This is a genomic window from Paenibacillus sp. J2TS4, assembly GCF_018403245.1.
In the GTDB taxonomy this organism is placed as follows: domain Bacteria; phylum Bacillota; class Bacilli; order Paenibacillales; family NBRC-103111; genus Paenibacillus_L.
Genome location: NZ_BOSH01000008.1, coordinates 1 through 12,603, shown reverse-complemented (window position 1 = coordinate 12,603; position 12,603 = coordinate 1). Strand labels below are relative to the sequence as shown.

General features: G+C 47.8%; 12 protein-coding genes. 3 read left to right on the top strand and 9 right to left on the bottom strand.

What is annotated here, in order from left to right; translation table 11 throughout:
• Window positions 1–13: 13 nt before the first annotated feature.
• Complete coding sequence (locus KJS69_RS17290) at window positions 14–748, bottom strand: response regulator transcription factor (RefSeq protein WP_213585043.1); 735 nt, start codon at window positions 746–748, stop codon at window positions 14–16.
• A gap of 140 nt (window positions 749–888) precedes the next feature.
• Here KJS69_RS17290 and trmL point away from each other — a divergent pair, with 140 nt between their 5' ends.
• Together trmL and KJS69_RS17280 are read left to right on the top strand one after the other, a co-directional pair.
• Complete coding sequence (gene trmL / locus KJS69_RS17285; protein WP_213585042.1) at window positions 889–1,353, top strand: tRNA (uridine(34)/cytosine(34)/5-carboxymethylaminomethyluridine(34)-2'-O)-methyltransferase TrmL; 465 nt, start codon at window positions 889–891, stop codon at window positions 1,351–1,353.
• A gap of 424 nt (window positions 1,354–1,777) precedes the next feature.
• Window positions 1,778–2,023: an AbrB/MazE/SpoVT family DNA-binding domain-containing protein gene (locus KJS69_RS17280; RefSeq protein ID WP_213585041.1), complete on the top strand. Its 246-nt coding sequence runs from the start codon at window positions 1,778–1,780 to the stop codon at window positions 2,021–2,023.
• Between the two features lie 130 nt (window positions 2,024–2,153).
• Here the strand turns inward: KJS69_RS17280 and KJS69_RS17275 are convergent, their stop codons facing one another.
• On the bottom strand, window positions 2,154–4,049 hold the full coding sequence (locus KJS69_RS17275) for a PrkA family serine protein kinase (protein WP_213585040.1): 1,896 nt from the start codon (window positions 4,047–4,049) through the stop codon (window positions 2,154–2,156).
• Window positions 4,050–4,312: 263 nt separating this feature from the next.
• Window positions 4,313–5,227 (bottom strand): TIR domain-containing protein, encoded by a 915-nt coding sequence (locus KJS69_RS17270; RefSeq protein WP_213585039.1) that lies wholly within the window; start codon window positions 5,225–5,227, stop codon window positions 4,313–4,315.
• A gap of 193 nt (window positions 5,228–5,420) precedes the next feature.
• Between KJS69_RS17270 and KJS69_RS17265 the strand changes: the two genes are divergently transcribed.
• Window positions 5,421–6,191 (top strand): DUF2161 domain-containing phosphodiesterase, encoded by a 771-nt coding sequence (locus KJS69_RS17265; protein ID WP_213585038.1) that lies wholly within the window; start codon window positions 5,421–5,423, stop codon window positions 6,189–6,191.
• Window positions 6,192–6,272: 81 nt separating this feature from the next.
• Here KJS69_RS17265 and KJS69_RS17260 read toward each other — a convergent pair whose 3' ends face one another.
• From KJS69_RS17260 to KJS69_RS17235, 6 genes are all read right to left on the bottom strand, one after another.
• Window positions 6,273–6,455: a hypothetical protein gene (locus KJS69_RS17260; protein WP_213585037.1), complete on the bottom strand. Its 183-nt coding sequence runs from the start codon at window positions 6,453–6,455 to the stop codon at window positions 6,273–6,275.
• 141 nt (window positions 6,456–6,596) lie between these two features.
• Window positions 6,597–7,508, bottom strand: coding sequence for an NAD(P)/FAD-dependent oxidoreductase (locus KJS69_RS17255; protein WP_213585274.1), 912 nt, complete (start codon window positions 7,506–7,508; stop codon window positions 6,597–6,599).
• Window positions 7,509–7,603: 95 nt separating this feature from the next.
• Window positions 7,604–8,311 carry an IseA DL-endopeptidase inhibitor family protein gene (locus tag KJS69_RS17250; protein ID WP_213585036.1) on the bottom strand — a complete coding sequence of 236 codons (708 nt, stop codon included), beginning with the start codon at window positions 8,309–8,311 and terminating at the stop codon, window positions 7,604–7,606.
• A 276-nt stretch (window positions 8,312–8,587) separates the two neighbouring features.
• The gene (locus tag KJS69_RS17245) at window positions 8,588–10,162 is read right to left on the bottom strand and encodes an extracellular solute-binding protein (RefSeq protein ID WP_213585035.1); all 1,575 of its coding nucleotides are present in this window, start codon (window positions 10,160–10,162) and stop codon (window positions 8,588–8,590) included.
• A gap of 87 nt (window positions 10,163–10,249) precedes the next feature.
• Entirely contained in the window at window positions 10,250–11,158 is a 909-nt protein-coding gene (locus KJS69_RS17240; RefSeq protein ID WP_213585034.1) for a carbohydrate ABC transporter permease, read from the bottom strand.
• Between the two features lie 16 nt (window positions 11,159–11,174).
• A complete protein-coding gene (locus tag KJS69_RS17235; protein ID WP_213585033.1) occupies window positions 11,175–12,143 on the bottom strand; it encodes an ABC transporter permease in 969 nt (322 codons plus the stop codon).
• Window positions 12,144–12,603 lie beyond the last annotated feature (460 nt).

The following is a 12,603-nucleotide window of genomic DNA, read 5'->3' as shown; positions in this document are numbered from 1 at the left end:
AACATACTCTGGATCAGCGACTCGCCAATGTGCTTTTTCTCTGGCCAGGGATGGCATAAGGGTCGGTCATCTTATAACCGACGCTGCGCACGGTTTGAATATATCGGGGATTGCGCGCATCGGCTTCGATTTTGTCACGAAGATGGCTGATATGAACATCGACAATCCGAGTATCTCCTAGAAAATGATAGTCCCATACGTTTTGCAGCAACTGCTGCCGGCTTAGCGCTCTTCCCTGATGCTGGCACAAATAAAGAAGAAGCTCGAATTCCTTCGGTGTCAAATCGATCAATCGGCCATTGAGTGTCACATCTCTGCGCTCTGCGCTTATGCATATTTCCCCCAAGTGAATTTCCGCAGGAGGAGCTTCGGGGCTGGACGCACCAGAGCGGCGCAGAACCGCTCGGATCCGGGAGATGACCTCCTGCGGGCTGAATGGCTTAACCATATAGTCATCGGCGCCATGATCGAGCCCGGCAATCCGGTCTGATAATTCTTGCATGGCAGTTAACATAATGATAGGGAGGCCGTTTCCTTCACTTCTCAGCTTGCGGCATATTTGAACGCCATCCATAGTCGGAAGCATAAGATCCAATATCATTAAATCGGGGCGGAAGGATCGAATGGCTTCAAAGACAGCCCCGCCATCGTATACACAACGGACATCATAATCAGCCAACTTTAAATTATAATCCAACAGCATGGCAATGGACGGCTCGTCGTCAACGACCAAAATTCTGTTATTCATCAACGGATCTCCTTTATCGACTGAGTATTATGTGACTAAGTTATTGTTAATTATCCACTATCTTTGTCAATGCCGAATTAATAAAGAGTAAACTAGATGTAAAATTTGAAGATGAAATAATCGGGGGTGAATAAGAGCTTATGGCATTTCACATTGTACTAGTCGAACCTGAAATTCCTGCCAACACAGGAAATATCTCGCGAACCTGCGCCGCAACCGGCACCTATTTGCACCTGGTTCGCCCTCTCGGTTTTTCAACTGACGACAAGACGCTAAAACGAGCGGGACTGGATTACTGGCACTCCGTTAAACTCGAATATCATGACTCGTTTGACGAGGTCAAACACAAGTATCCAGAAGCGCGCTTTTTTTATGCTACGACCAAAGCGGATAAATCTTATGCCGACTTCGAATTTCGAGACGGGGATTTTTTTGTGTTCGGCAAAGAGACCGCCGGGCTGCCGAAGGATATTATTGAGAGTAACCAAGAGACCTGCATGAGAATCCCGATAAGCGATGATGTTAGATCTCTTAATTTGTCCAATTCTGCCGCTATCATCTTGTATGAAGGACTTCGCCAACTTCAATTTAACGGGTTATCTTGAAGGGGGGTGAATCCATAACGGAAAAAGGCGACTGCGGAGCAAGAATTTCGGCTCTATGCCGCTTGACTTGAAACTTCCATTTTGTTCATTATGACGTGAAAGCCAATTAGACTGTTTCGCCAGTGCCATTAATGGGTATTAACAATAGTTGACGTACGAGGCTCCGGTGCTAAAGAAAGCAATGTACGTTGGCAACGATGCTGATGGGTTGACAAGACGCCGTTAGTTGGCGGGCGAAGCTGCAGTGCTGAGAAGCACCGGCGTGTTGGCGCATCGGTGCTATTATCGTTGAAAAATCTGGATTATTGGAATGCGAGGCTGTCTGATGGAAGAAAAATTGAAAGCTAAGGACATAAAACGGGAGGTGGTCACGAATATCATAAAAGAGGGGCAAAATGTTTAAACAGATTGGGGGGATATCAAAATGAAGCCAGCCGGGATCGTTAGGAAGGTCGACCAATTGGGGAGAATTGTTTTGCCCAAATCATTAAGGAACCGCTTCCGGATGAATGAAGGCGATCCTGTAGAAATACTCGTACAGGGAGACCACATTATTTTGGAAAGGTACCGCCCACGCTGCGTGTTCTGTAGTACTCTGGATGGAGTCTTCGAGTTCAAGGAAAAGCACATTTGTCAAGAATGCTTGCAGCAAGTGACGGGGAAAGAGTGATATCCCTTGATCTACATAAGCATAGGATAATTACAATCGCTGACAGCAAGAGCGATTATGAACCAAAGCGCACCTGCTTTTCAAGAGGTGCGCTTTTTGATGTATACCTTTAGCAAAGACGTTGGACAGGTTATCTGTTAAGCAGGCTTCCGACGTATTTCAACAGTTCATTCGCGCAGACCGGGCAGTAGCCATTATCGTCGATCAGTCTGCGGGTCACTTCATTGATCCGCTTTAATTGAGTCGCGTCAGGCGTCTTGGTCGATGTCGTAATTTTGACGATGTCCTTCAAGTCAGCGAACAGCTTCTTCTCAATGGCCTCTCGCAGCCGCTCGTGCGTGTTATAGTCAAACTTTCTGCTCTTTCGGGAATAAGTGGACAGCCGGATGAGAATTTCCTCCCGGAACGCCTTTTTAGCATTTTCGGAAATACCTATTTGCTCCTCGATCGAACGCATCAATCTTTCATCGGGGTCTACGGGCTCTCCGGTTAAAGGGTCCTTCATTTTTGTCCAATTGCAGTAAGATTCAATATTGTCCAAATAATTTTCGAATAACGTTCTGGCCGACTCCTCGAACGAATAGACAAAAGCTTTCTGCACTTCCTTCTTGGCCAGCTCATCGTATTCCTTGCGGGCAGTGGAGATAAAGTTGAGGTACCGCTCCCGCTCTTCCTTCGTAATGGACGGATGCTGATCCAGCCCTTCTTTGATAGCCCTTAATACATCCAGGGCATTGATGCACTGCACATCATGACGGATCAGTGCGCTGGAAATACGGTTAATGACATACCGCGGATCGACTCCCGACATGCCTTCCTCAACAAATTCATTCTGCATTTCCTTGAGATCATTTTCTTTGTACCCTTCCACCGCTTCCCCGTCATACATCCGCATTTTTTTCAGCAGATCCATCCCTTGCTTCTTCGATTCTTTAAGCCGGGTCAGAATTGTAAAAATGGCCGCCGCGCGAAGAGAATGGGGCGCCATATGAATATGATTCATGTCACTCTGCTTGATGAGCTTCGTATATATTTTTTCCTCCTCGGACACCTTCAGGTTGTACGGAATGGGCATAACAATAATTCGGGACTGGAGCGCTTCATTTTTCTTATTGGCAATAAACGAACGGTATTCGGATTCGTTCGTGTGAGCGATAATTAGTTCGTCTGCAGAGATAAGGGCGAAGCGGCCGGCTTTGAAATTTCCCTCTTGCGTCAAGGAAAGCAGATTCCACAGAAATTTCTCGTCGCATTTCAGCATTTCTTGGAACTCCATTAGTCCCCGGTTGGCCTTGTTCAGTTCTCCGTCAAAACGGTACGCTCGAGGATCGGATTCCGAACCGTATTCGGTAATCGTCGAAAAATCAATGCTCCCAGTCAAATCAGCGATATCCTGAGATTTGGGATCGGACGGGCTGAACGTTCCGATTCCGGTTCGATTTTCTTCGGAAATAAGGACGCGTTCGACGAGGACATCCTCAATTCGATCGTCGTATTCGGTTTTTAGCCGCATCTGGCACGAAGGACAGAGGGTTCCCTCGATCTTGACGCCAAGCTCTGATTCGATATCTGCCCTGAGCTCTTGCGGGATCAAATGAAGCGGCTCCTCATGCATCGGACAGCCTTTAATGGCATAGACCGCCCCTTCCTCCTTACGGGAGAAGGCCTCCAGCCCTTTTTTGAGCATCGTGACTATGGTTGACTTTCCTCCGCTCACCGGTCCCATCAGCAGCAAGATGCGCTTTCTAACGTCCAGCCGTCGCGCGGCAGAATGAAAATATTCCTCTACCAGCTTTTGAATAGGTTGATCAAGCCCGTAAATTTCTTTTTCAAAAAATTTATATTTAATCTGCCCGTTATCCTCTTCGACTCCATGGGATTCGATCATCCGATAGACTCTTGCGTGCGCGGTCATGGCCAGTTCCGGGTTCTCTCTCACTTTTTCGATGTATTCCGCAAAGGTGCCGGTCCACGATAGCTTTCCCATCTCTGCTCTGTGCTCGGATATACGTTTGAAAATATCCATGGTAGCCTCCTCTCTTCCCAGCTAGTGCTAAACCAACGTATTAATAACTATGCAGAGGAAGAGGAGATGTTTCCCGAAATTCCAAGAAGACAAGCCAAAAAAGAAGGGGAGGGCAACCTTCCAGCAAAATAAAAGAAGCCATACGGTTCATCTTGCTCCTCTTTATTTGCCGTGTTATCCCTTCCCCTATGGGAGCTTTTGGACAAAAAAGTCAGGAGGTTATCCTGTTGATATTTTCCGTTAATCAGGCTTTGTTGAGACGTTCATTTACGGTCGGTTTCGGATAGAGCGACAACCAGTTTGTCAGCCAGTTCTTCTACCGTTTTCCAGACAAGCGGTTCCCCTGGAGAGGCGATGCTCGAGGCCGTGTCCTCCTGGCCGCAGGTATAGATGACAGGGATTCCGAGGCCCAGCGCAAAGCCGGCATTAAAGTAAACGTCCGGATGGGATCGGGTCAAGTCTGCAATGACCACATCGCTTTGGCGGATTTGCTCTAATGGGTTGGCGGCCTCAGGTGACGAATCGGCAGCTGGCTGCTGAATCACGGCGGCAAAGCCGTTATCGTCCATATGCGGAACCACAACGTCACGAAACGGCTCGAACAGCGAGGAGTCGGCGGGAACGGCGATAAAGCATGTTTTATTCGGCTTTTTGTCGGATAATGAGGCTGCGTGCTCCCAGCCTTTGGCCGTTAGTTGCAAGGCAGCTCCTATTCTCGTAATGAGCTTTTTCGTTTTTAATTCTTCTAATATATAAATAAATTCCTGCAAATTCGGTGAATAAGTAATGTTGTACGAATAATGAATCGAATTCAGGACGACAGAATCTTCCGGTCGGGAGGAATGGCGATAAAGGAATAACAGGCACTTGTTCATTTTTTCTTCCAGAGTCTTTGGAATGTCAGAGGATTCCAGGATCGGCGATAAATTGTCAGAGTCCAGCATGATTTTCTCCCGCTTATCCGTTTTTTCCCGGATATATCCGGAGATGTACGGATACTGCACCCTTTTCTGCGAATGAGGACGTGCGTGGAGCCGTTCGTAAACCTCCTCTAGAATTTCATATTCGCCATTGTTAGTGCAGTAGCAATTTCTAAAAAGATAACTCTTCCGCCCCTCCAAGCGGAGTCCGGCTATGTTACTCTCACAGAATAAGCAGCGTTTTGGCAGCTGAGTCATTGGATCATCTCCTTCCTGCTTTCAAGATTCGTGACTCGGCCGTGATTTCAGGGGGTATGGTATAATGAGGAAGAGGAGGGACCAGGTTATGAGGTCGCTGTTCAAATAAAGTAATGACCATAAGCTGGCTGGCTTCTTGTCAGGATTGGCAATAAAAAAGCTGTGCTGAAGTACCGCGGGAGGGAAGAGTTAAGTGGCGATCCAAAGTGAGACCGAGCTATATCCGCCGGTAAAGACTTATTTGGAAAGCTTGGGATATGAAGTTAAAGGGGAAGTGAAGAACTGCGATCTGGTCGCTATTCGTGGAGACGAGCCCCCGCTAATTGTCGAGCTCAAAAAATCGTTCACCGTTCCGCTGCTGGTTCAAGGAATCGACCGGCTTCGGCAATCGGATATGGTTTACATAGCTTTTGAGAAAAAAGAGCACGGAAGGGCTCCCCATCAACTGAAGTGGAGCGAGCTGCGAAGGCTGTGCCAAATGCTCGGTCTCGGACTGATGACGGTCCGATTCTACAAGCGCAAGGCTCCGCTGGTTGAGGTCGTATGTCATCCCGAGTCCTACATGCCGAGAAAAAGTCCGCGGAAGACGATGAGACTGGTTAACGAGTTCAAAGAGAGAAGCGGAGATTACAATGTAGGGGGGAGCAGTCAGCGAAAGCTGGTGACGGCTTACCGGGAAAAGGCGCTTCATTGCGCCTATCATTTGAAGCAGAACGGTCCCATGGCTCCGAGACAATTAAAAGAACTGACGGGTCATCCTAACGTGCCGGGCATTTTGCAGCATAATTATTATCTATGGTTCCGCCGGGTCAGTCGAGGAATTTATGAAATCACTCCCCAAGGTGAAAAAGCGCTTAAGGAGTTCGCTTATGTTGTGGAACCGATGCTGGGAGTCGGCACAGCAGAAAAAGCGAATAATGGCCAGCAGCCCGATGATATTATCGGCGGATCGGCTTTAGAGTAAGCTGAGTTTATCTGCCAACTGCTCTTGTTCAAAAGACCCTGCGCAGCATTAAGCCTCGCAGGGTATCTGTCTATAATTAAATTAACATTCGTCAGGATCGGCATCATTATCATTAATTCTTTGAGTTAAGGCTTGCACTGCGTCGTCATTGGTCGCCTGGTTGTTATTGTTTTCCAGTTCTGCTTGCTGGGCAAGGTTTGACCGGGCTTGTTTGTTCCTGTTGTTGCTGTCGCCACTGTTATTCCAATCATTGCTTTGGCTCATAATTAACGCCTCCCTTTTAGGTTTTCCCCCATAGCTTGCCTCGGCTGGCTCAAGCTTATACTGATATATCCAATTCAGATCAATGAGGATGGCCATAGGTAGAAATGACCGGCGGATTGCAGGGCGTGGCATATGATCCGACTAGCTTTGCTCGGCGGTTTGCAATAACGCTTTATGAATCCAGATGGCGGCTTGAACCCCTTCTCCCATCGCGATGGCGGCAAGCTCTGAATGAACCCCGATATCTCCGGCGACCCATACATGCTTGACGTTCGTCATTTTGGTGCGCGGGTCGGTGACAATATGCTTGTTTTCCATCCGCTCGATACCAAGCTGTTCTGCGAGCTGCGAGTTGACCAAATTTCCACCGAAGGCGACAAAGGCTCGGTCCGCTTCATAAATTTCGTCATCTGCTAAGCGAACCCCACGGAGGTTGCCGTCTCCCTCGACCAGCAGCTCCTGAATCGATTGCTCTACGATCGGAATCGCCTTGTGTCGCAAGCGTGCGACGTTATCCGGATTCACCGGTTCTCCCCCGTGATTGATGTAAACGAGCTGATTTGTGCGCGAGTGAAGCGTCAAAGCCATCCGGGCTCCCACATCGCCTGAGCCTAGAACGAGAGTGGGACGGTTGCGAATTTCGTATCCGTCGCAGTCCGGGCAGACATAGACGGTTAACCCGAGACAAGGTAAAAGCCCGGGAAGCTCCGGCAATCGGTCGAGAATTCCGGTGGCCAGAAGCAGGGTCAAAGAACGGTACTCTTGTCCGCTGCGCCCTTTCAATACAAAGCCGGGCTCATCTTGATACGCATCGACGATGTAATCTTCGGCGAATTCCACTTCGTACTTAGCCGCATGCTCCCGGCCGAGCTGTCGGAGAACATCCCCCGATACCCCTTCGGGCCATCCCAGCAGATTATGGTAATTGCGGCACAGTGTAGATCTTCCGTGACCGGAGTCGACAACCAGCACGCGGTGCTCATACCGGCCCAGCTGAATGGCGGCCTGCAGCCCGGCAATTCCTCCCCCTACGATGATGCATTCGTAGTTCATATGGATGATCAGCGCTCCTTTAGCTGTACCCTGATAAGTCATTCTCCCGTTATAGTAGTATGGCCTAGGTTGGAGCCGCTCATTAATCTGCAGCCTTAAAACATATCGTATGAATAAACTCCGATCTTCCATAAGCCGTTTTCCAGTACAAGGGTGCACATGAGCTTAAAATCGTTTGTACCGCTTGCGACAATGTCTAGAGTGTAGACGTAAGTTCCGTCCGCTTGCGGCTGCAGCTCTGCATTCTCTGTTTTGTCGATAATGGCAGGTGGGAACAGATTCAGCAACCCTCCCATAATCATGTATCTCTCGCTATTGATATCGAGCACATATTGATTGAGAAGCTCTTCGGTTTTCTCCTCCGTAAACGACTGATTTAGCCAGGACCGGATTCGCTCCCGCTGATTGGCACTGATCGGCTTTTCGTTCATGACCAGACCTTCGGCAAATTGAAGATCTACCTGCTCCAGCCACGGCTGGATCTCGGCCGCATCCGGCTGGTCACTGTCCATATCCAATGGAAAGGGAGGAAAGTCGACCATCGTTTTGTCGAAATCCGCATTGCTGATTTCCGGATCCTCCGGAGGCACCAGCGTAAGGTCGTATGCTTTGACGAACCGGGCTCTATCCGTCACTCCTTCCAAAATTTCTGCGGCAATGGTGCTGTAACGATCGTTATAATATTTGACTTCCCTACTTACATTAAAGACTAATTGGCGATAAAAACAATCTTTTAAACACGGGCGTTCCTCATCGAAGGCATCTGGTAGGCCAGACCCATAGGGCTGTAAGGAAATGTTCACATTTAGCCGTTTTCTTTTAGCTGTCTATTGGGTATAATATAGGTGTTTACTTATTGGATACGTCATGCATACTTAAATACAATGGAAATAACGCAGGGGGTGCATTTTATGGGTTTCGCATTCTGGATCAGTATTATCGTGTTTGCTTTATTCATTTTGGCGACTCTAACCGCCGCTTATAACGATGATAAGACGAAAGGGCTGTAACCCTTTAGTACGCGCAAAAAAGCATCCCGCTCGCAGGATGCTTTTTTTTGATCACATATAGAATTATAATTACTTCCACTGAGGCTCGGAGTAGCCGTTTTCCTTCATGCCCTCATTGGCTTCCTTAATGATTTCTGCGCCTCCCTTATCCATCCATTCCTGCACCATTTTGTCCCAATCGTCTATCGATTTCTCGCCGACGATCATCTTGGTTTGCTCTGTGAACAGGAATTTATCGAGATCGCTGCCTTTGGCCGCCCGGGTATCCGAGAAGACGGCATTCATAGGATTAATATAATGCTTTGTTTCCTCGTGCATGATTTCCAAGTCTCCCGCCAGCTTGCGCAGCAGCTCTACTGGATATTCCTTGGAGTAGCCATTGGCTAAATCACTAGGACCCCACATCCGATTGTCCGGCATGTAGTTAATGGGAGCGAGACCTTTGTCATCCGGTTCTCTTTGAACGTTGCCGTCAACTAGGGTATATCCGTTGTTTTCCCCGCCATTCATCCAATCGAAATCAGCATTGTCCGGTTTGCGGTCCTCCAGCGGGTAAAACGTACGCCCAAAGTCGATCATTTCCAAAATCTTCTCCACTTTGGCCGGTTGATCCTTCAGCTTGGCATTAAGCATGATGACTCCATAATAACCCGGGGAGGAAGTAAAGCCCTGTGAGCCGTCCGGCGCTTCGAATGGAGGAATCGGTACAATATCTGCTTTAGGATCGATATCGACCAGGCCTTGCATGTAGGGCGCACTCATGCCCCGCGGAGTTCCGATGAAGATTCCGGCCTTCCCGGAGTAAAATTCTTTATTCGTCTGTCCCCAATTCAACAGCGCAAAATCTTTGGAGATGGCACCTTCTTTATACAGCTCGGCCAAGAAGGCAATATGCTCCTTGCGGGCTTCGGAAATAAAGCCTGGAATAAATTGTCCTTCCTCATTCTTGTGGTACCAGGCGTTCCAGTCCCAGTAGGCTCCCATTCCATAATGAGGGTTGATGTTCTGGGACATGGCCATTCCATAAGTATCAACCTTGCCGTTGCCGTCAGGGTCGTTCTTGGTGAAAGCGATCGCGACTTCCTTCAGCTCCTCATAATTCGTCGGAACCTGTAAGCCCAGGTTGTCCAGCCAGTCTTTACGGATGACGGGTGTCAGCTCGTAGTTCTCGGTTAAGTATCTTTGAATGGCATACACGTTGCCGTTAAGCGTAACGGCATTGCGTACATTATCCGGAATTAGCTTGAAGGTTTCATATTTGTCCATATATTCGTTCAGTGGCAGGAAGGCTCCTTGCTTCGCCCATTTATAGAAATTCGAATCGGTTCCTTCCATGACGATAATGTCCGGAATATCGCCGGAGGCTATGACTGCGCTCAGCTTCTGCACATAATCGGATTGGACGACGTACTGCGGCTTGTAATCGACATTAAAGCGTTCATTAATCATTTCGATGCCTCTGCCATTGGATGGCGGAATAGCACCGTAACGGAAATCGATGGCCGTAATCGTAAATTTCTCGTCTTCTTTAGGCGATTCACCACCGTTGCTTGTGCCTCCGCTATCCGGTTTGGAACCACAGGCAGCTGTCGTGGCGGATACGGCCAGAACTAATCCGGCGGCTAACCATTGTCTCATTTTCATGTCGAAATCCCCCTTATTCTTATTTTACAGCATATCGCATCTATTAAGCTGCAGCTTTCTTGAATCGCTCGAGCCCTTCGAGCCTCGTCAGCCTTTGACGGAACCGAGCATCACCCCCTTGGCGAAGTGCTTTTGCAGGAAGGGATAGACGAGCAGAATAGGCAGCGTGGCGGTGATAATGGCTGCCATTTGGATCGTTTCCGCTGGAGGTGCGTGCTCCATCAGCACCTGGGGATTACCCAATGAATTCTGTGCTTCATTGACGACGACAATTTGCCGCAAAATGACCTGGATCGGCCATTTGGCAGGATCATTCAAGTACAAAATTCCGCTAAAATAATTGTTCCAATGCGCTACGGCGTAAAAGAGTCCGAAGGCGGCCATGGAAGGCTTGGACAACGGCAGAATGATCTTGATGAATGTTTGCAAATCGTTCGCACCGTCGATGACAGCGGCTTCATTCAATTCTGAAGGAATACTGAGGAAAAATTGCCTCATCACAATCAGGTTGAATGGACTGATCGCCGCGGGAAGAATGAGCGCCCAGAACGAGTTAAGCAGGCCGGTCTCTTTGACGACCAAATAAGTCGGGATCATTCCGGCAGAGAAGAGCAGAGTGAACAAGACGGCGAATAAGACGGTTTTTTGCCCGACCACCGGTCTGGATAGTACGTAAGCAAGAGTAGCCGTAAAAAATAAATTGATCAAAGTACCGATGACCGTAATATAAATAGTTACAAATATCGAGCGGACAAACGAGCTGGAGCTGAAAATATATTGGTAGGAATCAATCACCCATTCTTTAGGAAAAAGAACGAAGCTGCTCTCCAAAAAATCTTTGTAGGAAGAGAAGGATACCGCTACCACATATAGAAAGGGAACCAGCATGACCAGCGAAATAATGGCCAGCAGAACGACGTTGGTTGCATCAAACAGGCGTGAGCTTATACTATTTTCTTTCAAATCAGGCTGCTCTCCTTTCACGAGGTTGTTCATAAAGTCCCCTTTTGATCTAATAGATGCCTTCTTCTCCGAATTTTTTGGCAAGATAGTTGGCCGATACGACCAGGATAAACCCGACCGCTCCTTTGAACAATCCTACGGCTGTCGCAAAGCTGTAATCGGACTGTTCAATTCCTTTGAAGAATACATACGTATCGAGCACATTGCCGACCTCCATATTAAACGGATTCAGCATAAGGAAGATTTGTTCAAAGCCGCTGTCCATCACATTGCCCAGGCGCAGGATGAGCAAAATGACGATTGTGCTGCGAATGGAAGGCAGAGTGACATGCCACATTCGCCGGAACCGTCCGGCTCCGTCCATAACCGCCGCTTCGTACAACTGAGGATTGACACCCGCCAATGCAGCCAGAAAAATGATCGTGCCCCAGCCGGATTCCTTCCAAATGACCTGTAGCACGACTATAGGCTTGAATAAAGAGGCATTGGACAGGAAAGGGATGGCTTCCATACCTAATACGTTGATTAGAAACTGATTAATCAACCCTTCGCTTCGCATAAAAATGACGCAAATTCCGATGACGACTACCCAGGATAGAAAATGGGGCAGGTAGACGATCGATTGCACCACTCTTTTATACACCTGACCACGCAGCTCGTTAAGCATCAGGGCGAGAATGATAGGAACAGGAAAGGCAAAGGCGATCTGCAAAAAGGAGATTTGCAGCGTGTTCCACAGTACGTTAACGATTTCGGCATCTGCAAAGATCGTATTGAAATGAGCAAGTCCAACCCAGTCACTTTGCGTAATCCCGATAAAAGGATTGAAATCGATGAAAGCAAGATACAAGCCCAGCATGGGAACATATTTATAGATGATAAAATAAGCGATTCCCGGCAAAGCGATAAGAAGCAGATAGCGGTCTTTCCACATTCTTTTCGCCAGCTTGTTCCCATAAGAGGCTTTCTTGTTCGGAGAGGGAGGCGATGCCAGAGGATCAGTTCGTTGAGCTTTCATAAAATACAGCAGACCTCCTTGTGTTAGATGTTCATTGTCACATGTTGGCGAGTGGCTGGCGTTGATGATCGCAGAGGCTAATCTCGTATTGGCCCGTAACGCTAACTATGCGGCTTCCGTGAATTAAAGGCAATTATCTGTTGCTGGAAGCCATTTTTGATTAAATGATAAAGGAGCGCAAGGAAAGATTAATCTGAATAAGAATTCAAAAAAGGGGCTGTCCAGAAAGCCAGTGAAAACTGACTGGACGCCCCGTTTTTGTTGAATGTTAAAAATGTACACAAAAAAACCGTCTTTTCCTGTAAAATGAAAGTTACCACACAAACATTTTAAGAAGGGACGGTTTTTATGCGTAATCTGACGACTACTAATGATCATTATACCATGCAACTGACACTTCCTCTAGAAGAAATGGAAGAAAAGGTGGTTTCCAAACGAAATCTTGCGCCTACCTTCAAAG